The organism is Erwinia persicina (assembly GCF_019844095.1).
Classification (GTDB): Bacteria; Pseudomonadota; Gammaproteobacteria; order Enterobacterales; family Enterobacteriaceae; genus Erwinia; species Erwinia persicina.
The window spans coordinates 1-20997 of record NZ_CP082141.1 but is presented as its reverse complement, the minus strand read 5'-3'; the positions used below and the strand labels follow the sequence as shown (position 1 = coordinate 20997).

Below are 20997 nucleotides of genomic sequence, written 5' to 3'. Positions count from 1 at the left end.
AACAGAACAGTGATGCAGGAAGGATGTATGAAAAGAGAAATCATCGTCGTCACCGCTGCCTACGGGCAACAGCAGGTTAAAGCCATGGGTGGCCAGCAGGCGCTGCTGCCGGTTATTGCCGCTGCAGGGGCGGACGGCGTGGAAATCCGCCGCGAGCTGATGACAGAGCATGAACTCGCCTCGCTGCCCGTGATGGCGGAGGCTATCCGTCACGTCGGGCTGGTGGCGTTCTATTCCGTACCGGAAGCGTTGTTTATGGCAGATGGTTCGCTTAATCCCCGTCTCGACCAGCACTTTGCCGAAGCGGAACAGCTTAATGCCCAGTTAATAAAATATGCGCTGGGACATTATGACCCGCGTTTTCCCTGCCAGGCGTTGCGCAGTAAGCTCGCCGGGAAAAAAGTGCATCTGGTGGTGGAAAACGATCAGACCGATTGCGGGAAACTGGCCGCGCTCGATCGCTTTTTCCACGCCTGTGGAGAAAGCCGCACCTGCAACGGTATGACCTTTGATATGGGCAACTGGCTGTGGGTGGGCGATAAACCGCTGGAGGCCGCCGCGCGCCTGAATCGTTATGTCAGCTATATCCATGTGAAGGCCGCCGTGCGGCAGGATGAAGGCTGGCGCGCCGTGGCGCTGGATGAGGCTGATAATCTGTGGCGTGACACGCTGGCCCTGCTGCCCGCTGACGTTCCGCGTGCTATTGAATTTCCGCTGGAAGGCCCGGATCTGGTGGCGGTGACCCGCCACTATGTCGACCTGCTGCGTGAGGAGTAGATCATGAGTACTGCAACTACCCGCCCCCTGGATGTGGTCACCATCGGCGAAGCGATGGCGATGTTCGTGGCCGCAGAGTGCGGCGATCTCGCCAGTGCCGGCCGGTTCAGCAAGCGCATCGCCGGGGCTGAGCTGAATGTCGCCATTGGCCTGGCCCGCCTGGGCCTGAATGTTGGCTGGGTCAGCCGCATCGGCGATGACTCCTTCGGACGATTTACCTGCCAGCAGCTGGATCTGGAGGGCGTGGATCGCCGTCAGGTGACAGTTGATGCCCGTTACCCGACCGGCTTTCAGCTGAAATCGAAAGTCGACGATGGCTCCGATCCGCAGGTGGAGTATTTCCGTAAGGGCTCAGCCGCCAGCCACCTTTCCGGCGAGGATTTTAATCCGGAATATTTCGCTTCGGCACGTCACCTGCACCTGAGCGGCGTAGCGGCGGCGCTCTCCGACACGTCGCTTGCACTGTTACAGCAGGCCGCGCAGGCGATGAAAAAGGCGGGAAAAACCCTCTCCTTCGACCCGAATCTGCGTCCGGTACTGTGGTCCAGCGAAGCGGAGATGGTCAGGCAGTTGAACGGTCTGGCGCAGTATGCCGACTGGGTGCTGCCGGGCATCAAAGAGGGCCAGATCCTGACCGGTTATTCGCAGCCGGAAGCCATTGCCGATTTTTACCTGGCGATGGGCGTGAAAGCGGTGGTGATCAAGACCGGCAGTGACGGCGCCTGGTACAAAACGGCTGACGGCGACAGCGGCCAGGTGGCGGCGATCAGAACGGATAATGTCGTGGACACCGTCGGTGCCGGTGACGGCTTTGCCGTCGGCGTCATCAGCGCCTTACTGGAAGGCAAAACGCTACCGGCAGCGATACTGCGCGGTAACAAAATTGGTTCACTGGCCATTCAGGCGATCGGTGACAGCGAAGGATTACCGACGCGCGCTGCGCTGGGTGACTTCTGACGCCGTCACGACCCGGAAAAAAACAAACCGCATCGATCCCTACTAAAGAATGCGGCCACCGAGGATCAGACTTATGAAAAATCAGACAATCGCGCCTAAACGCTGGTGGTACATCATGCCCATCGTGTTTATCACTTACAGCCTGGCGTACCTTGACCGTGCCAACTTCAGCTTTGCCTCTGCCGCCGGGATCAACGAAGACCTTGGCATCACCAAAGGCGTCTCTTCGTTACTGGGCGCCCTGTTCTTTCTCGGCTACTTCTTCTTCCAGATCCCGGGGGCAATCTACGCCGAGCGCCGCAGCGTTAAAAAGCTGGTGTTCTGGTGCCTGATTTTATGGGGTATCTGCGCCACGCTGACCGGGATGGTCAGTAATATTCCGATGCTGGCCGCCATCCGCTTTACGCTCGGCGTGGTGGAAGCCGCGGTGATGCCGGCGATGCTGATCTACATCAGCAACTGGTTTACCAAATCGGAACGTTCGCGCGCCAACACCTTCCTGATCCTCGGTAACCCGGTGACCGTCCTGTGGATGTCAGTGGTGTCCGGTTATCTGATCAACGCCTTTGGCTGGCGTGAAATGTTTATTATTGAAGGCTTCCCGGCGGTGATCTGGGCGGTAGCGTGGTGGTTCCTGGTGCAGGATAAACCGGCGCAGGCCAAATGGCTGAGCGATGCCGAAAAAGCCGCCCTGCAGGCGCAGTTACAGAAAGAGCAGGAGAACCTGAAAGCCGTTCGTAACTATGCCGAAGCCTTTAAGTCACGAAACGTCATTATCCTGTGCGCCCAGTATTTTACCTGGAGCATCGGCGTATACGGCTTTGTGCTGTGGCTGCCCTCCATTCTGCGTAACGGCACACAGATGGGTATGGTGGAAGCGGGCTGGCTGTCGGCCGTACCTTATCTGGCCGCCACGATAGCGATGATTGTTGTCTCCTGGGCTTCGGATAAGTTACAAAACCGTAAATTGTTTGTCTGGCCGTTACTGCTGATTGGTGCCATGGCCTTTTTAGGCTCATATTTGGTGGGGCCGGGTAATTTCTGGCTGTCCTATGCGCTGCTGGTGATCGCCGGGGCGGCGATGTATGCCCCTTATGGCCCGTTCTTTGCCATTATCCCGGAAATGCTGCCGCGTAACGTTGCCGGCGGCGCCATGGCGCTGATTAATGCCATGGGGGCGCTGGGCTCCTTCCTCGGTTCCTGGGTGGTGGGTTACCTGAACGGTGCCACCGGCAGCCCGTCCGCGTCGTATATTTTTATGGGCAGCGCCTTACTGGTCTCCGTCTGGCTGACGCTTATCGTAAAGCCCGCGCAGAATAAGCAGTCGCCGCTGCCTGATGGCGCTCTCTCCTCGAAATAGCGGCTTCCGCCTCTGAAACAGAGGCGGTTTTCGTTGGGGAGACGTGCCACTCTGTTAATGAAATAAAGGAAATAGGAAGAGCATATGAAACCTTCTGTAGTGCTGTATAAATCGTTACCTGACGATTTGCGCGCACGTCTGGATGAGCATTTCAGCGTGACCGAGGTGAAAGATTTAAGCCCGGAAACCCTCGCGGCTCATGCCGTCACGTTTCGTCAGGCCAAAGGTATTCTGGGCTCCGGTGGTAAAGTGGATGCTGCGTTTTTGCAGCATATGCCTGAGTTGCGCGTTGCCTCAACCGTTTCCGTCGGCTACGACAATTTTGACGTGGCGGCGCTCAACGAGCGTGGTGTCCTGTTGATGCATACCCCGACGGTGCTGACCGAAACCGTGGCGGATACCATGATGGCACTGGTGCTGAGTTCTGCCCGCCGCGTGGTCGAGATGGCGGAACGCGTTAAAGCGGGAGAGTGGCAAAAAAGTATTGCTCCTGACTGGTACGGCATTGATGTCCACCATAAGAAGCTGGGGATCCTCGGCATGGGCCGCATCGGCCTGGCGCTGGCACAACGCGCACATCTTGGCTTTGGCATGCCCATCCTCTACAACGCCCGTAAACATCATACGGAAGCCGAGCAGCGCTTTGATGCGCAGTACTGTGACCTCGATCAGCTACTGGCCGAGTCCGACTTTCTCTGTATCAGCCTGCCACTGACCGAACAGACGCACCACCTGATCGGTGGTGACCAGCTGGCGAAAATGAAGAAAAGTGCGGTGCTGATTAACGCCGGACGCGGTCCGGTGGTGGACGAGCAGGCGCTGATTGCCGCGCTGAAAGACGGGACGATCCACGCCGCCGGGCTGGATGTGTTTGAGCAGGAACCCCTGCCGGTGAACTCTGAACTGCTGCAGCTGCGTAACGTGGTGGCGCTGCCGCATATTGGCTCCGCGACCCATGAAACGCGCTACGGGATGGCGAAAGATGCCGTTGATAACCTGATTGCCGCGCTAAACGGCAGGGTAGAAAAGAACTGCGTTAATCCGCGTTAACCACAGCTGTCGTTCTGCAGGGCCGGTCGTATTGACGATCGGCCCTGCCCGGTTGCGGGTTGACCGGAAATGCGGTCAACCCCTGCCTGGCGGCGACGATTATTCTTTGGCGATAGGCGTTTCGTCGATGGCGACGGTGTCATCCCCCTGGATCTGTTTCACACGCTGTTCGACCTTCTGTACCGCGCTGGCATCTTTCAGCAGCGTATAGGTCAGCGTAAATTCAGTACTCTGTCCTGCCTGCAACTGTTTCACGCGCCCCTGTTCTTTCTCGATAGTGACCGGATAGGCATAGTTCGTACCGGGCTCAATCCCCGTTACATAGCCCTGTTTCAGGGTGTCGGTATTTTTCCACATGGTCAGCAGCGGAAGCTGGTGGGTGTCAAACTCAATCGATGCGCCTTTATCCCCTTTGCTGTTGATCACCGCGGCCACGGTTTTGCCGTTGCTGTCGGCTTTCGGCGTCAGGTTAAATACCATCTCATCGAAGTCTTTGGTTGGCGCGCCGTAAACATTCCAGCCATCCAGCCCTTTTTTGGCGTAGTCATTAAACGGTGAAACGGATTTCAGCGGGGCAATAAAGCGGGCATCTTTTTCCAGGATCGGCGTACCGAAATTGCTGTGATAGATAATCTGATAGTCGTGAGGATAATCGGCCTGGTTGGTCAGCACATCATGAACGGTAAAGGCATCGGAGCCCGGGACATAGCGCAGCTCGGTCCAGGTTTCGAGGTTCGCTTTTTTAAAGGTGGTCTCTTTCAGCAGGCCGCGAATGCGGATTTCATGCGGGGCTTTGTCATCGACAATCACTTCCACTTTCGACGCCGGGGTGTTGCCCGCTTTCCCGTGCAGCGTGTAGATCATGCCGTCTTTAGTCACCGGGTGGCCGGTCCACTCGAAGCCGCAGCGCACCATCATCTCATTGAACCCTTCCAGCCAGCCCAGGCCGTTACGGCTTTCCAGATTGATATTCGCCGGATTGACCACTTCCTTCACCGGCGAATCCCAGCCCAGACGAACGCCATGTCCGGTGACTTTAAGCAGATCCATGCCGCGCGTCGGGCTCAGGCTGATAGTCAGGCCATTTTTACTGGTAATGGTCAGCACTTTTGACCCTTCCTGCTTGCCGCCGTGCAGCACTTTCTGCTCGATGCTGAAGCTTTCCCCTCCCAGCTTCAGCTGCTGGCTGCTTACCTGCCAGTTTCCCTTTTCCGTACTGGTTTCAGCATCTGTCAGCAACCAGCTTTGTGCTGCTGCCTGACCGCTAATCACCGCCATTATTACCCCTGCCAGAAGCGTTTTTTTCATGGTTCTTATCCTTTAGCTGAATTGATTAAGCTTGATCGAGGAACAGACTACAAACCAGCGCAGGATAAAAACGTGATAGCCATCACCGACTGGCCTATTGGCGTTTTTTACTCCATTAAACGTGCAGTAAATCACTAAATTTTGCCCTTAATCACGGTGGATACATTAACGGATGTGATGCCAGGCACGAGGCAGGGCTATTACCTTTAAACGATTCAGCTTCTGACACGCGACCCGGTCGGCAGATATCCGCCAACCTCGCCGCCATGAACAAATGCTATCGCGCTCCCCTGAAGATTGCATCGTACAAGTGCTGGCGTTAAGGTGGACACCCGTTGTAAATAACAAGTGATTAACAGGGTATGAGCTTTTCGGCATTTGGTGACAAATTTACGCGCCATACAGGCATTTCACGCCTGATGGAAGATATGGGGCAGGGTTTACGTACGCCGGGCACCGTGATGCTGGGCGGTGGCAATCCCGCGCAGATCCCGGCTATGAACGACTATTTTCAGCAGTTGCTTCAGCAGATGCATGATGAAGGCAAGCTGGCAGAAGCGTTGTGCAACTATGACGGCCCACGGGGTAAAACGACACTGCTGGACTCCCTGTCGGCCCTGCTGCGCGACCAGCTTGGCTGGGACATCGCCCCGGAAAATATTGCCCTGACCAACGGCAGCCAGAGCGCCTTCTTCTACCTGTTCAACCTGTATGCCGGCTACCGCGCTGACGGCAGCAAAAAGCGCGTCCTGTTCCCGCTGGCTCCTGAATACCTGGGTTACGCCGATGCCGGTCTGGATGAAGACCTGTTTGTCTCGACGCGACCCAATATTGAAATGCTGCCGGAAGGCCAGTTCAAATATCATGTGGACTTTGAACATCTGCATATCGGTGAAGACACCGGTCTGATCTGCGTGTCGCGGCCGACCAATCCGACCGGGAATGTGATCACCGATGACGAACTGCTCAAGCTGGATGCGCTGGCACAGCAGCATGATATCCCGCTGCTGATCGACAACGCCTACGGCGTCCCCTTCCCGGGAATTATCTTCAGCGAAGCACGTCCGCTGTGGAATCCAAATATTATTCTGTGCATGAGCCTGTCGAAGCTTGGCCTGCCGGGTGCGCGCTGCGGCATCATTATTGCTGATGAGAAGGTGATTTCCGCTGTCAGTAATATGAACGGCATTATCAGTCTGGCACCCGGTAGCGTTGGGCCCGCCATCGCCAATGAGATGATCCAGCGCGGCGACCTGTTGCGACTGTCGGAAGACGTGATTAAGCCGTTTTATCAGCAGCGCGTGACGCAGACCATTGCCGTGATCCGCCGCTATTTATCCCCCGACCGCTGTCTGATCCATAAGCCTGAAGGGGCAATTTTCCTCTGGCTCTGGTTTAAAGATCTGCCGATCACCACTGAAGTGCTGTATCAGCGGCTGAAAAAACGGGGGGTGCTGATGGTGCCGGGGCATTTCTTTTTCCCGGGGCTGGAACAGGCGTGGCCACACACGCATCAGTGTATGCGAATGAACTACGTGCCGGACAGCGATAAGATTGAGCAGGGGATTAGCATTCTGGCAGAAGAAGTTGAGCGGGCACACCGTGAGTCATTTTAAGGCCGCCAGCGTCTGCTGGCGGCCCGACTAACACGCAGTCTTACTTGATAATTTCGATACGACGCGGTTTATTCGCTTCAGGAACGACGCGCTCAAGATCGATGTAAAGTAAACCGTTTTCCAGTTTTGCATCACGAACATGAACGTGTTCGGCTAACTGGAATTTACGTTCGAAGTTACGCTCCGCGATCCCCTGATAGAGATAGGTGCGCTCCTGCTGTTCGTCCGGGTGCGATCCACGCACGCTGAGAAGATTATCGTGGGAGGTGATCTCCAACTCATTTTCAGCAAAACCGGCAACAGCAATCGTAATGCGGTAGTTATTTTCACCCACCAGCTCAACATTATACGGAGGATAGCCGCCGTTGTTGTTGCTCTGGCTCTGACTGGATTCCAGCAGGTTGATCAGGCGGTCAAAACCAATGGATGAACGGTAAAGTGGGGCAAGGTCGAAATTACGCATGTTAAGCTCCTGATTGTCAGCGAGTTATAAGTCAATGTTAACGGCCCTCCATCATGGACGGGTCGCCGGATCAGAAAAGACTGCCCTGTCGGCACAGGTTTCACTGACCGTAAAAATAAAATGGTGATGGACACCATGCTTTCAAGGGGTATATGACGATTTTTCTACCTGAAAGCACGTAATGACATACACTCAGGGATGAGTTCGCCGGGCCATCGTGTCAGTCACCACAGAGTGACCTGCACGCCGGCAATGAGTCTCAGCCAGGCTTGCCATGACTGAAGGGATTATCGAGATGAAAGCTTTGAAGAAGTGCCATATTGCCGGGTTGGTTGCCTGTGTTTCCCTCGCCAGCGCCAGCGGTTGCTCAAGCGTGATGACGCACAGCGGCCCCAGTGAAGGCTATTACTCCGGTACGCGCGCCAGCGCCAGCGTCCTGACGAACAAAGAAAGTAGTTGGGTAATAAAGCCACTGGCCCTGATCGACCTGCCTTTTTCTGCCGTACTGGATACGTTACTGCTGCCGGTAGACTATTACCGCGCCGGGGATACTGACTCACCGCGCGATCGCGTGCGCCGCAGCGAGCAGAAGAATCACACCAACGAGATTATGCGGCAGACCATCGCTCCGGACGTGGCTAATTCGCCTGCGCCGTAAATATCTGTCGGAATTCGCCACAGTCACGCAGATACGCTACCGAGCGGCCATCAGGAGAAAACACCACTGCATCGGCCACCGGAGCGACAGCGCTGCGCGCGGTGATGCGTCGCAACGCGCCACTTCTGGCATCACAGAGGGTGATGCTATTGTCCATCACAAACGCCAGCTGGTGCCCGTCAGGATGCCAGCTAAAGGCGGACTGAATATCGCTGTCGCCCCGTGTCACCTGCCGCGGTTCACCGCCCAGAGGGGAGATTGTCCACAACTGCACCACGCCGGCATCATCTTTCATCAGAAAGGCAATAACGCTGCCATCCGGTGAACTCCGCAGCCAGTGGCGTGGTGCGGCGGCCAGACCTGGGAAACGGCGATCGGTGGTAAAGGTCAGACGCCGCTGCTGCACCCCCCGGGGCGGAGCCGGCAGTCGGGTTTCACTGCCTTCCAGCGGCGCATCACCTGCAATAGCAAACGCCGCATTGCTTTCCGGCAGGTCAACGATAAACACCTCGGTGACTTTTTCCCCGCCAGCCGACAGCGTGTCGCCCATAAAGGCCAGCGCCCAGCGCTGCTGGCTGCCGTCGGCACGCCGGTAACCCTGCTGACCCACCCAACCCTCTTCGTAGGCCCGGTTAATCTCATCGCTGCCCGGCCGTGGGCTGGCCGTGGTTCGGCTGACCAGCACACAGTAGTGGCTGCCATCATATTCGCGGGGATGGTGCCTGGGTGGACACACCGCGTGCAGCGGCACGGCCACCCCCACATTGCGCAAATCCTGTCTCACATCCCACTCATGCATGACATGATCGTTATAGGTAAAGCTCAGGCGTGAACCGTCCGGGCTGAAAACGTGTACATGAGATCCTCCACGCAGCGCACCGGGGGTATAAGGGGGCGTGATATCGCAGGCATCCAGGTTCTCCGCGACGCCGTACTGAACGATCACGCCGCGGCGATGGTGGAAATCATACTTCCACTGGCTGTCGGGGTGTTCCGGTCCGTGAATGCAGACGTAACGGGCAGGCAGATCCGGGCTGACGGTCACGACACCGACATGGGCACCGTCACGTGCCTGATACAGCACTTCCGTCACGCCGCTGTGCGCATTAACCCGCTCAATCGTCAATCCCGTAAAGGACGCCCCGCTGGGACGAACATCATAGGCCAGCCACTGGCTGTCGGCGGTCCAGACGTTAATATTGGTCAACTGGTGATGGCGCGGAGCGAAAGTGAGCTGTTTTTCTTTCATCGTGAGAACCCTTAGCACGGTTTTGTTAAGGGTAATGCATTCGGCGGACGAAGGGTATCCGCCGTCTGAGAGGCAGGGCAAAAATTACAGAACGTACTTCTCGATAGCCACGGCCACACCATCTTCAGCGTTAGACGCGGTCACAAACTGCGCGATGGCTTTAACCGCGTCAATGCCGTTGCCCATCGCCACCCCTGTTCCGGCAAATTCCAGCATCGCCAGATCGTTTTCCTGGTCGCCCAGCGCCATCACCTCCTCACGCTGCAGCCCAAGACGGTCAGCCAGGGCTTTCACGCCCGCGCCTTTGTTGACCTCTTTGTTAAGAATTTCCAGGAAGTAAGGCGAGCTTTTCAGCAGGGTATTACGCGCACGGGCTTCCGCCGGAATGCGCGCGATGGCGGCATCCAGCAGCTCCGGCTCATCAATCATCATGATTTTCGGGAAGGTCATGGCGGCGTCCATCTCCTCTACCGGGCGGTAGCGCAAGGGAATCCCCGTCAGACTGGCTTCATGAATGGTATAACGGCTGATATCTTTATTCGCCGTGTACAGATGGGTCTGTGTCAGCGCCTGGAAATGCACGCCGAGATCGCGCGCCATCTGCTCATAGTAAAGATAGTCGTCAAAGCTGACCGCCACTTCTGCTACACATTCACCGGTGTCGGCCTTTTGTACCAGCGCGCCATTATTGCTGATGCAGTACTGACCTTCCTGCTGTAAGCCCAGCTCCGCCAGGTAGCGCTGGATACCGATAAACGGACGTCCCGTCGCCAGTACCACCGCGACACCGTTATCACGTGCGGCCTGGATCGCCTGCTTCACGCGCGGAGAAATTTCGTGCTGCGGATTAAGCAACGTGCCGTCCATATCAATCGCAATCAGTTTAATCGCCATACCATCCTCGTTAGCTAACCATTTGTCCCCATGCTAGCGCGATTCAGCTAACGATGACCAGTCTGATGACGGTATCAACGGCGGCACGCCCCGGTCAGCGTTGTGTCGCCAGCGGTTTGTTAACAAAGAAGCCGTAGCTGATCGCGCCCAGCATCAGCAACCCGGCCCCGAGAAGGAAAACGTTGGTAAACTTACCGGTCATATCCAGGATCACCCCGGTGACAATCGGTGCCATCGCAGCCCCAAGGAAACCGCCGAAGTTCTGGATCGCCCCCAGCGATGCCACCTGATCTTTCGGGGCAATATCGGTGGCCAGCGTCCAGATAGCCCCCTGCGGCATCTGCGAGCAGAAATACCCCAGCGACAGCAGCACAATCGCCAGCGGCGTGCTGTCCACAAAGGGGATGGGGGCCACAAAGCAGGCCGCCAGCGCAGCACCTGCCACAATCGGGATTTTACGCGCATGGATCGCTTTCATCCCGCGGCGCACCAGCCTGTCGGATAACATTCCGCCCACCAGCACGCCGAGAATACCCGCAAAAAAGGGAATCGACGCGATCCAGCCAGTCTGCTTCAGGCTGAAACCGAGTGATTTCTCCAGATAGCTTGGCAGCCAGGTGAGATAAACCCAGATAGTGAACATAATTGAAAAGTTACCGATCACCATAAACCAGGTAGTACGGTGCCTGAACAACGCCCCCCAGCTGGTTTTCACCGCAGCGTCGCCCGCGGCCGTGACGCTACGGTGACCAGCATGGATCAGCGCATCTTCTCGTGCGTCCGGGTCACGGTAGAATTTCCACCAGGCCAGCATCAGGGGAATGCCCATTAGCCCAATCGCCATAAACATACCGCGCCAGCCGAAGCTTAACAGCAGCACGGTAAGGATGGGCGGTGCAATGGCGTTGGCAATCTGCGAGCCGGTATTAATGATTGAGGTGGGCAGGCCACGTTCTTTATCACCAAACCAGCGATGGGTGATTTTGATGCCGGAGGTGAAGAACGGCGATTCTGAAATCCCCAGCAACATACGCAGGCCATAAAACACCGAATAGCTGTTCACAAAGGCAGCGAGGAAGGTAAAGCCCGACCAGAGCCCCAGCGCCCAGGAGAACATGCGTTTCGGGCCAAATTTATCCACCAGCCAGCCAGCGGGGAGATTTGCCAGCGCATAAGGCCAGAGGAATGCGGAAAGCAGCAATCCCATCTCGGTTTGCGAGAAGCCAAATTCGGCAGCAATAGTGGTATTGGCGATACTGAGGTTGGCACGGTCAAGGTAATTCACCACCGCAGCCAGCAGCAGGATCAGAATAATGCCCCAGCGCAGACGGGAGATCTGCGGCGGGTTGGCGGTGAGTGGCTGCGCGCCAGAGGCAGTTACAGAGGTGTCTTTCATGATGTTTTCTCGTCAGTAAACAGACTCAGGTGGATTTTGATCACCGCTTTTCGCAGGTGGGAAACGCCATGGGTCTGGCAACAGGGGCGATGAACATCATGAGGAAACAGCACCACAAAGGTGTCGGCTTCCAGCGCAATCATCGATTCATTATGGGTCTGGTGATAAAACACAATATCGTGTTGTTCGGCACGGTCTTCTACCACCCTGTGGCTCGGGTGGGCACGCGCCACACCGATCGTCTCTTCACCGGAGAGCAGATACTGAATGTCGACGTACTGAAAATGCGACTCGGCACGCATATCGCTGGCCGGGACGGTGTCCATCGTCTGGTACAGACAAAACATTTTGTTCTCAGGAAGGATGTCGAACTTACCGGGTTCCAGCGCGGAAAAATCCGTTGCTGCAATCCATTCCAGAGCCTGGTTAATGACCGGATGCAGGGTATGACGTTCCCTCGCCCAGTCGTTGCGATCGCAAAAAATCATGGTTGTCGTCCCGTTTTCACTCGCATCGAACGAGTTTTTGTTATTTGTTTAGCGGGTTGTGGGGTACAGCGGGCAGCCCCTGACAGGGCCGCCCGGCGCGAAGGTTAGCCCGCGATTTTCTTTTGCCACAGCGCAGTGCCTTGCTGGATTTGATCCAGCAATACGCCGAGGCCCCAGAATTTTTCCAGCACGTTATCTTTATTCACCCGGCAGAATTCACTGTCGAACGTGCCGAGCTGCTGGTGATAAATTTTGGCGTTTTTCGGGTAGCCGAGGGTTTCGGTTACCGCAGAGAGTGACAGGAATAACGACAGCTCCTGCGCTTTTTCCGGTTGCGCAGCACCATGATGGTAAAGCCAGTGGTACAGCTCAGGATGAAAGTTGGTGAATACACCGCTGAAGCCCTTTGAACCGGACTGGATGGCAGGCCAGGCAATGGCGGCATTGGCATTGATAATGTTGAACGGGGTGCCTTCTGCAAGCTTCACGCGGCGCTGTACGGTAGGCAAATCACAGCTGACATCTTTCAGTACCACAAAACGTCCGCTGTTGGCACAGAAGCTGAACTCTTCATCGGTCAGCAGGCGGCGATAAGGTGCCGGGCACTCGTAGAGCCCCAGCGGCATACTGGCCGGCAGAACTTCCAGCAGAGCGTTCAGCGTGGAGAAAAATCTGTCGCTCCCTTCATTTTTCGGATCCAGGTGGTTAGTCACCAGCACCAGAGCATCAATACCGGTATCCGCCATTGCGCTCAGTTCTTCAATCTGTGCATCCAGCGCATCACTGATATGGCCGGAAGCAATAACCGGTACGCGCCCCTGCACGTTCTCCACGACAAACTTCGCCAAATCCACGCGCTCTTTCAGTGTCAGGAACTGCATCTCGCTGGACTGGCAGACGGCAAATAGCGCATCCACACCCTGTGCCAGATACCAGTTAATCAGCCGTTCCAGGCCGGGATAGTCGATTTGGTTGTCATCGGTAAACGGCGTCAACATAACCGGAACAATGCCTTCTATCTTCTTCATTTGGTTCTCCTGAGGCAGCAAGGCTGCATGAAAGTCAGTTGTATTTAGCGTTGCGCCAGACGCGCGACCACTTGTGGGTGATCGGGCATATTGCATGCCCCTTCGCGCTCTACCGCCAGTGAAGCAAACGCGGCGGCATAGGTGGCCGCCTGCGCAATGGTTTGCCCGTTCGCCACGGCCGCAGCGAAGGCCCCGTTAAAGGCATCTCCAGCCCCGGTGGTATCCACGCTGAGTGCCGGAAAAGCAGCAATATGCTGAAACTGACCGTTATCGAGGATCAGCGCCCCGCGTGAACTCAGGGTGATAATTACCCGCTTTGCCCCCTGCCGGACAATCGCCTGCGCGGCTTCTTTGGCGCTGTCGAGATCGCTGACTTCCACCCCTGAAAGCAACGAGGCTTCAGTTTCATTTGGGGTCAACACGTCCACATACTGCAGGCAGGCCAGTGCATCTTCAGAGAACGGCGCCGGATTCATAATCACCCGCACGCCCAGCGTGTTCGCCAGCTTCATCGCATTCAGCGTCGCGGAAAAGTTGTTTTCTAACTGCACCAGTAGTACGTCAGAACCTGCCAGTTCATGGGTCATCTCTGCCACTTCCCCGTCCGTCAGGGTCTTATTGGCACCGGAATAGATGGCAATCATGTTTTCACCATCCTGCTGAGAGACGTAGATGATCGCGTTACCCGTTGGCTCCACATCACTCTGGTACAACCTGAAAGAATGAATATCCGATGCCGACAGGTGATCGAAAGCAAACTGGCTGAACTGGTCCGTGCCAACCTTGGAGACAAAGTGCACTCTGGCACCAGCCCGGCTGGCGGCCATCGCCTGGTTTGCTCCTTTGCCTCCCGGCCCTAGCGTACTGCCCAGCGCCAGCAGCGACTCACCGCCTTTGGGAAAACGCGCCACTTTGGCCACAATATCAACGTTAAATGAACCGAGAATACACACTCGCCCCTGCGTCCTTCGGGGGTGACGTGGCGCTGAGCGCTGCTCCTCCAGGCGCTGTAATAACACTTGAAAATTACCGCCCGTTTCCGTAATCAGTTTTGCCTGCAAATTGCGACGTATCACCATCGCACCGCCGTGGCAGCGTTGGATCAATCCCTGCACAGCCAGCGCGGCCAGGTCACTACGGATAGTTTCTTTCGATACGGAAAACGTCCCCGCCAGCCAGGCCACACTCAGGGTTTCATACTGGTCGAGATAGTCGAGGATGTGGTTACGCCGTTGTTCCAGATACATAGTCACCTCTTACTGTTTAAGAGACTAAGTGAGCATGAAAGGTTTAAAAGTGATAGCGGTCATAGCACGCGGGGAAAAACGGAAGCAAACGGAAGGGAAACCAAAAAGCAAAAAAAAAGCAGACCCGGAGGTCTGCTATTTACTGTGGAACGACCGTTAAGCGGTCACGCCTGGCATCAGATATCGATGTTTGCCGCGCGCAGGGCGTTCTCTTCAATAAAGGCACGACGGGGCTCTACCGCATCCCCCATCAGGGTGGTGAACAGCTGGTCGGCGGCCACGGCATCTTTGATGGTCACGCGCAGCATACGGCGGCTGTCCGGATCCATGGTGGTTTCCCACAGCTGATCCGGGTTCATCTCGCCCAGACCTTTATAACGCTGAACCGTCAGGCCACGGCGTGACTCTTTAACCAGCCACTCCATCGCCTGCTCAAAGCTGGCAATCGGCTGACGACGCTCGCCACGTTCGATGAACGCGTCTTCTTCGATCAGGCCACGCAGCTTCTCACCCAGCGCGCAGAGCTTACGGTATTCGCCGCCGAGCATAAACTCGCTGTCGAGCGGATAATCGGTATCCACGCCGTGGGTTTTGATACGCAGTACCGGCTCAAAGATATGCAGCTCCAGATTTTCGCGTACCAGACCGCTGTAGGTGCTGCCGTGCTGGTCGTTGTCGTTCAGATACTTCACCAGCACATCCATCCAGCTCTGTACCGGCGCTTCGGCGGTCAAATCGCTCAGGGTCGGGTTGTAGACCAGCGCATTCAGCAAGGCCACCGGGTAACGGCGCTCCATGCGCTTGATCATCTTGCGCGTGCTGTTGAACTCAGACACCAGATCTTCCAGTGGCTTACCGCCAAGGGCCGGGGCGCTGGCGTTCGCATGCAGCGTGGCACCGTCCAGCGCGATGGCGATCTGGTACTGATCCATCGCATCGTCGTCTTTAATATACTGCTCCTGCTTGCCTTTTTTCACCTTGTACAGCGGTGGCTGGGCAATATAGACATGACCACGCTCAATGATTTCTGGCATCTGACGGTAGAAGAAGGTCAGCAGCAGGGTACGGATATGCGAGCCATCCACGTCGGCATCGGTCATGATAATGATGCTGTGATAGCGCAGTTTGTCGGGGTTGTACTCATCACGACCGATACCACAGCCCAGCGCGGTGATCAGCGTAGCGACTTCCTGCGACGCGAGCATCTTGTCAAAGCGCGCCTTCTCGACGTTGAGGATTTTACCCTTCAGCGGCAGGATGGCCTGGTTTTTACGGTTACGCCCCTGCTTGGCAGAGCCGCCCGCAGAGTCCCCTTCCACCAGGTAAATTTCGGACAGAGCCGGATCACGCTCCTGGCAGTCCGCCAGTTTGCCCGGCAGGCCTGCCAGATCCAGCGCGCCTTTACGGCGGGTCATTTCACGTGCACGACGGGCCGCTTCACGGGCGCGGGCCGCATCAATGATTTTACCGACGACGATTTTGGCATCGGTCGGGTTTTCCAGCAGGTATTCTGCCAGCAGCTCGTTCATCTGCTGCTCAACGGCGGTTTTCACTTCAGAAGAGACCAGTTTATCTTTGGTCTGTGAAGAGAATTTCGGATCCGGCACTTTCACCGACACCACAGCAATCAGGCCTTCACGCGCGTCGTCACCGGTGGCGCTGACTTTGGCTTTCTTGCTGTAGCCTTCTTTATCCATGTAGGCATTCAGGGTACGGGTCATCGCGGTACGGAAACCAACGAGGTGCGTGCCCCCATCCCGCTGTGGGATGTTGTTGGTAAAGCAGTAGATATTTTCCTGGAAACCATCGTTCCACTGCAGCGCCACTTCCACACCAATGCCGTCTTTCTCGGTTGAGAAATAGAACACATTCGGGTGGATCGGGGTTTTGTTCTTGTTGAGGTACTCAACAAACGCCTTGATACCACCTTCATAGTGGTAATGGTCGCTTTTACCGTCGCGCTTATCTTCCAGCTTAATCGAAACGCCGGAGTTCAGGAACGACAGCTCACGCAGGCGCTTTGCCAGGATTTCGTACTCGAACTCCACGACATTAGTGAACGTCTGATGGCTGGGCCAGAAACGCACGCGCGTTCCCGTCAGGTCAGTTTCACCGCTCACGCTCAGCGGGGCCTGTGGCACGCCGTGGACGTAAGTCTGCTGGTGAACTTTCCCTTCGCGACGAATGGTCAGCTCCAGTTTTTCCGACAGGGCGTTCACCACTGACACGCCCACGCCGTGCAGGCCGCCGGAGACTTTATAAGAGTTATCGTCGAACTTACCGCCGGCGTGTAGCACGGTCATGATCACTTCAGCGGCTGAGATGCCTTCTTCTTCGTGAATACCGGTCGGAATACCACGGCCATCATCCACAACGGAAACAGAGTTATCGGCATGAATAGTGACAAGAATATCGGAACAGTGACCGGCGAGCGCTTCGTCAATGGCGTTATCCACGACCTCAAATACCATGTGATGCAGACCGGTACCGTCATCCGTATCGCCGATATACATACCCGGGCGTTTGCGTACAGCATCGAGCCCTTTCAGAACTTTGATACTGGAGGAGTCATAAGAATTCGACATCAACTTTTCTCGCTCGTTTAATCTTCAGGTTGAACCGCTATTTTACCTTGTTCTACGTTGAACATCTTGCCCTTTTCGTCAGTCATATCGAAGACATGCTCCGGTGCAATGGCACTGACAAAAACCTGGGCCTGAGTGGCTTTTAAGCGCGCTGCCAGCAGGTGGCGGCGCGTTTCATCCAGCTCAGAGGCAAAATCATCTATCAGATACAGGCAACGTCGCCCGTTCTGTCGGGTGAGAAACTCACCCTGCGCCAGCCTCAGGGCGCACATCAGCAGCTTTAACTGGCCGCGTGACAGCAAATCTTCTACCGGCGTCCCCTCCGCACGAATGCGGAAATCGGCTTTATGGGGGCCGCTGGCGGTGTAAGTCAGTGCACGATCGCGCTCAAAGTTACGTTCGAGCAGCTCGGCATAGTCGCTCTCTTTATCCCAGCCACGCTGGAAAGAGAAGCTGAGTTGAAACTCGGGCAGAAACTGCGCACAAGTGGCATTAATGTCGGCCGCAATCGCTGCGCTATAGTCCGCCCGCCAGCGGCTTATCTGCTCGGCCAGCGGAGCCAGTTCCTGATCCCATGCCCGAATTTGCTGATAGCGTGAAACCTGGCGCAGCGCCGCGTTACGCTGCTTGAGCAGCCGCTTAAGGTTGCTCCAGGCACTGAAAAAACCGGGCTCGTTATGAAAACACCCCCAGTCGATATAGGCCCGACGGTATTTTGGTCCACCGTTGAGCAGGGTAAACCCTTCTGGCGTAATCAGCTGCATCGGCAGCATCTGTGCCAGCTCGGCCACCTTATGCCCGTCGCTGCCGTCCACCCGCACGCGGCTGTCACCGGCACGGTTTTTGGTCAGGCCGACTGATACTTCGCGCTCACTCCCGGCGATGCGCCCGTGAAGCACAAAAGCGTCCTGCTCATGACGGATCACCCTGCCCGCCTGCAGGCTGCGGAAGGCCCGACCGTGACCAAGGGTATAAATGGCTTCCAGCACGCTGGTTTTACCGCTGCCATTGGGCCCCACCAGAAAGTTAAACCCGGGGGCCAGCGTCAGGTCCGCGTTTTCAATATTACGGAAGTCTTTGATAAGCAGGCGGGTTAAAGCCATAGCAGACGAAATCCCAAAACAGGCGAGGATATAACCACGCCATGTCTTTTCTTGACGATAAAACAGGGCGTCAACGGCGCAGACAGTTTGGGTGCGGCCAGCGCGCAAAAACCGGAGCGTACACAAAGTACGTGAGGATTTTGAGCACTGCCCCATCCCAGAATGGCAAGCACGTTAGCCCGATAAATTACAATCTCATCGGCATGACGACGTAGGCCGCTGACTGGCTGGCCGCATCTTCGATCTGCACGCTGGACACCGAGTCCGTCAGCAGCAGACGCACATTCTCGCACTTCAGTGCATTCAGTACATCCAGCACGTAGCTGACGTTAAAGCCGATTTCGAGGTCGGTGCCGCCGTAGGTGACATCCAGAATTTCTTCAGCCTCTTCCTGCTCCGGGTTATTCGCCGTGATTTTCAGCTGATTTTCGCTGATATAGAGGCGAACGCCGCGGAACTTCTCATTTGAGAGGATCGCCGCACGGGCAAAGGCCTGTTTCAGCAGATCGCAGCCTGCATCGAGGGTTTTATCGGGATTTTTCGGCAACACGCGGCGATAATCAGGGAAACGGCCATCTACGAGCTTGGACGTGAAGATAAAATCGCCCACGTGAGCCCGGATGTTATTACTGCCAATCTGCACCTGTAACGGGGTATCGCCGCCGTCCAGCAGACGTACCAGTTCAATGACCCCTTTACGCGGCACGATCACCGAATGACTGGGCAGCGATTGTCCGACCGGCATGGAACATACCGCCAGACGGTGACCGTCGGTGGCCACGGTGCGCAGCTCTTCGCCTTCGGTTTCAAACAGCATGCCGTTCAGGTAGTACCGCACATCCTGATGGGCCATGGAAAACTGTGTCGCTTCGATCAGGCGCTTCATCGTGGCCTGCGGCAACGTGAATTCCACCTCGCTCTGCCAGTCGTCCAGGTTCGGGAAGTCGCTGGCGGGCAGCGTGGAGAGCGAGAAGCGGCTGCGGCCGGAGCGCACCAGCATTCTCTCACCGTCCAGGATCACCGTGATCTCTGCGCCTTCCGGCAGACCACGACAGATATCAAAGAATTTACGCGCGGGAACGGTGGTGGCACCCGGTTCATGATCCTGCGTCAGCGCAACACGGGCGACCATTTCCATTTCTAAATCGGTACCGGTCAGCAGCAGCGTGCCCTCCGTCACCTGCAGCAGCAGGTTACCGAGAATGGGCAACGTCGGACGCCCGCCTAACGGGCTACTCACTTGCTGTAAGGGTTTGAGTAAATGCTCACGTTCTACAATAAATTTCATAGTCAGGAAGATAATGTTCTGATTAGATTAGAGAAATCTTCTTTAATGTCGTGACTTTCTTCACGCAACTGCTCGATTTTACGGCAGGCATGTAGCACCGTGGTGTGGTCACGACCCCCGAAAGCATCACCGATTTCCGGCAGGCTGTGGTTGGTCAGTTCCTTGGCCATCGCCATCGCCATCTGGCGCGGACGGGCGACGGAGCGGGAACGCCGCTTCGACAGCAGATCGGCCACTTTGATTTTATAATATTCAGCGACCGTCTTCTGAATATTATCAATAGTGACCAGCTTCTCCTGCAATGCCAGCAGATCGCGTAGCGCTTCACGTACAAAATCAATGGTGATGGCACGACCGGTAAAGTTGGCGTTGGCGATCACGCGGTTCAGCGCGCCTTCCAGTTCACGTACGTTTGAACGCAGTCGTTTGGCAATAAAGAACGCGACCTCGCCAGGCAGGCGAATGTCATTTTCATCGGCTTTCTTCATCAGGATCGCCACGCGGGTTTCCAGCTCTGGCGGCTCGATCGCCACCGTCAGGCCCCAGCCGAAGCGTGATTTCAGACGATCCTCCACCCCGTTGATCTCTTTAGGATAACGATCCGAGGTCAAAATGATCTGCTGGTTACCTTCCAGCAGCGCATTAAAGGTGTGGAAAAACTCTTCCTGCGAACGCTCTTTATTGGCAAAGAACTGAATATCATCGATCAGCAGCGCATCGACCGAACGATAGTAACGCTTAAACTCTTCGATGGCGTTGTTCTGCAACGCCTTTACCATATCCTGCACAAAACGCTCAGAGTGCATATACACCACTTTCGCGTTTGGCTTGCGCGCCATAATGCCGTTACCCACCGCATGCAGCAGGTGCGTTTTACCCAGGCCTGTACCGCCATACAGGAACAAGGGGTTATAGGCTCCGCCGGGGTTATCTGCGACCTGACGTGCCGCCGCACGTGCCAGCTGATTCGATTTACCCTCAACGAAGTTGTCAAAATTATGCTTGGTGTTCACATTCGAGCGATAAGACAGCTCTGCCGGTGCCGGCATATTGTCCCAACTGGGACGCATAGGCGCAGGACGGCTGATGATACCCGGTGTGCTGGCATGAGCACTGGCCATTACCGGCTGGCTGATGGTCTGCGCGACGGGCTTACTGCCCACCTCAAACCGCAGCAACGGTACATTTACCCCGCAAAAATCATTAAGCAAGGCGTTGATATTATTCAGGTATTTATCCCGAACCCAATCGAGTACAAAACGGTTTGGTGCATACAAGGCCAGCGTATTGTCATTCAGTTCGGCCTGTAACGGGCGTATCCACATGCTGAATTCTGTGGCAGGTAGCTCATCCTGCAGGCGGGCAAGACACTGTTGCCAAAGCGTAAGTGACACGGCGGACTCCACTCGAAAAAATTCGATAAGATATAAAAGGCGCTGAAGCGATAATTTCATCATTGTTGACGCATGCCGATGAGACACATGCGAACCGCTATCCGCGGTTACTCCGCCCGTCCCCCGACATTTTTCA

The 20997-nt window shown here is 55.9% G+C and carries 18 protein-coding genes; 6 read left to right on the top strand and 12 right to left on the bottom strand.

Annotated features, from left to right (window positions below; translation table 11 throughout):
* Positions 1-27 precede the first annotated feature (27 nt).
* From K6L24_RS00090 to ghrB, 4 genes are all read left to right on the top strand, one after another.
* Entirely contained in the window at positions 28-777 is a 750-nt protein-coding gene (locus tag K6L24_RS00090) for a sugar phosphate isomerase/epimerase family protein (protein WP_062744067.1), read from the top strand.
* A gap of 3 nt (positions 778-780) precedes the next feature.
* Complete coding sequence (locus K6L24_RS00085; RefSeq protein WP_062744068.1) at positions 781-1734, top strand: sugar kinase; 954 nt, start codon at positions 781-783, stop codon at positions 1732-1734.
* A 73-nt stretch (positions 1735-1807) separates the two neighbouring features.
* Positions 1808-3094, top strand: coding sequence for an MFS transporter (locus K6L24_RS00080; RefSeq protein ID WP_062744069.1), 1287 nt, complete (start codon positions 1808-1810; stop codon positions 3092-3094).
* 84 nt (positions 3095-3178) lie between these two features.
* A complete protein-coding gene (gene ghrB / locus K6L24_RS00075) occupies positions 3179-4144 on the top strand; it encodes a glyoxylate/hydroxypyruvate reductase GhrB (RefSeq protein WP_222681822.1) in 966 nt (321 codons plus the stop codon).
* 99 nt (positions 4145-4243) lie between these two features.
* On the opposite strand, the gene K6L24_RS00070 is transcribed toward ghrB, so the two are convergent.
* Positions 4244-5452 (bottom strand): aldose 1-epimerase family protein, encoded by a 1209-nt coding sequence (locus K6L24_RS00070; protein ID WP_222681821.1) that lies wholly within the window; start codon positions 5450-5452, stop codon positions 4244-4246.
* 362 nt (positions 5453-5814) lie between these two features.
* On the opposite strand from K6L24_RS00070, the gene K6L24_RS00065 reads away from it, so the two are divergent.
* Complete coding sequence (locus K6L24_RS00065; protein ID WP_062744072.1) at positions 5815-7068, top strand: valine--pyruvate transaminase; 1254 nt, start codon at positions 5815-5817, stop codon at positions 7066-7068.
* 40 nt (positions 7069-7108) lie between these two features.
* Here K6L24_RS00065 and ibpA read toward each other — a convergent pair whose 3' ends face one another.
* On the bottom strand, positions 7109-7531 hold the full coding sequence (ibpA, locus tag K6L24_RS00060) for a small heat shock chaperone IbpA (RefSeq protein ID WP_062744073.1): 423 nt from the start codon (positions 7529-7531) through the stop codon (positions 7109-7111).
* Between the two features lie 295 nt (positions 7532-7826).
* Between ibpA and K6L24_RS00055 the strand changes: the two genes are divergently transcribed.
* Complete coding sequence (locus K6L24_RS00055; RefSeq protein WP_062744138.1) at positions 7827-8189, top strand: YceK/YidQ family lipoprotein; 363 nt, start codon at positions 7827-7829, stop codon at positions 8187-8189.
* On the opposite strand, the gene K6L24_RS00050 is transcribed toward K6L24_RS00055, so the two are convergent.
* From K6L24_RS00050 to dnaA, 10 genes are all read right to left on the bottom strand, one after another.
* Positions 8170-9438, bottom strand: coding sequence for a YidR family protein (locus tag K6L24_RS00050; RefSeq protein WP_222681820.1), 1269 nt, complete (start codon positions 9436-9438; stop codon positions 8170-8172). The genes K6L24_RS00055 and K6L24_RS00050 overlap by 20 nt on opposite strands.
* Before the next feature lie 84 nt (positions 9439-9522).
* Complete coding sequence (gene yidA, locus K6L24_RS00045) at positions 9523-10332, bottom strand: sugar-phosphatase (protein ID WP_062744075.1); 810 nt, start codon at positions 10330-10332, stop codon at positions 9523-9525.
* A gap of 94 nt (positions 10333-10426) precedes the next feature.
* On the bottom strand, positions 10427-11728 hold the full coding sequence (locus K6L24_RS00040; protein ID WP_222681819.1) for an MFS transporter: 1302 nt from the start codon (positions 11726-11728) through the stop codon (positions 10427-10429).
* On the bottom strand, positions 11725-12216 hold the full coding sequence (locus K6L24_RS00035) for a NanQ anomerase/TabA/YiaL family protein (protein WP_222681818.1): 492 nt from the start codon (positions 12214-12216) through the stop codon (positions 11725-11727). Before K6L24_RS00035 ends, K6L24_RS00040 begins: the two co-directional genes overlap by 4 nt.
* Before the next feature lie 104 nt (positions 12217-12320).
* The gene (locus K6L24_RS00030; RefSeq protein WP_062744078.1) at positions 12321-13244 is read right to left on the bottom strand and encodes a dihydrodipicolinate synthase family protein; all 924 of its coding nucleotides are present in this window, start codon (positions 13242-13244) and stop codon (positions 12321-12323) included.
* A 44-nt stretch (positions 13245-13288) separates the two neighbouring features.
* Positions 13289-14491 (bottom strand): PfkB family carbohydrate kinase, encoded by a 1203-nt coding sequence (locus K6L24_RS00025; RefSeq protein WP_137268973.1) that lies wholly within the window; start codon positions 14489-14491, stop codon positions 13289-13291.
* Between the two features lie 176 nt (positions 14492-14667).
* The gene (gene gyrB / locus K6L24_RS00020) at positions 14668-17076 is read right to left on the bottom strand and encodes a DNA topoisomerase (ATP-hydrolyzing) subunit B (protein ID WP_062744080.1); all 2409 of its coding nucleotides are present in this window, start codon (positions 17074-17076) and stop codon (positions 14668-14670) included.
* Positions 17077-17093: 17 nt separating this feature from the next.
* Positions 17094-18179, bottom strand: coding sequence for a DNA replication/repair protein RecF (gene recF, locus K6L24_RS00015; RefSeq protein WP_062744081.1), 1086 nt, complete (start codon positions 18177-18179; stop codon positions 17094-17096).
* 187 nt (positions 18180-18366) lie between these two features.
* On the bottom strand, positions 18367-19467 hold the full coding sequence (gene dnaN, locus K6L24_RS00010; protein ID WP_062744082.1) for a DNA polymerase III subunit beta: 1101 nt from the start codon (positions 19465-19467) through the stop codon (positions 18367-18369).
* Between the two features lie 2 nt (positions 19468-19469).
* Positions 19470-20861, bottom strand: coding sequence for a chromosomal replication initiator protein DnaA (gene dnaA, locus K6L24_RS00005; protein ID WP_062744139.1), 1392 nt, complete (start codon positions 20859-20861; stop codon positions 19470-19472).
* Positions 20862-20997: the final 136 nt, after the last annotated feature.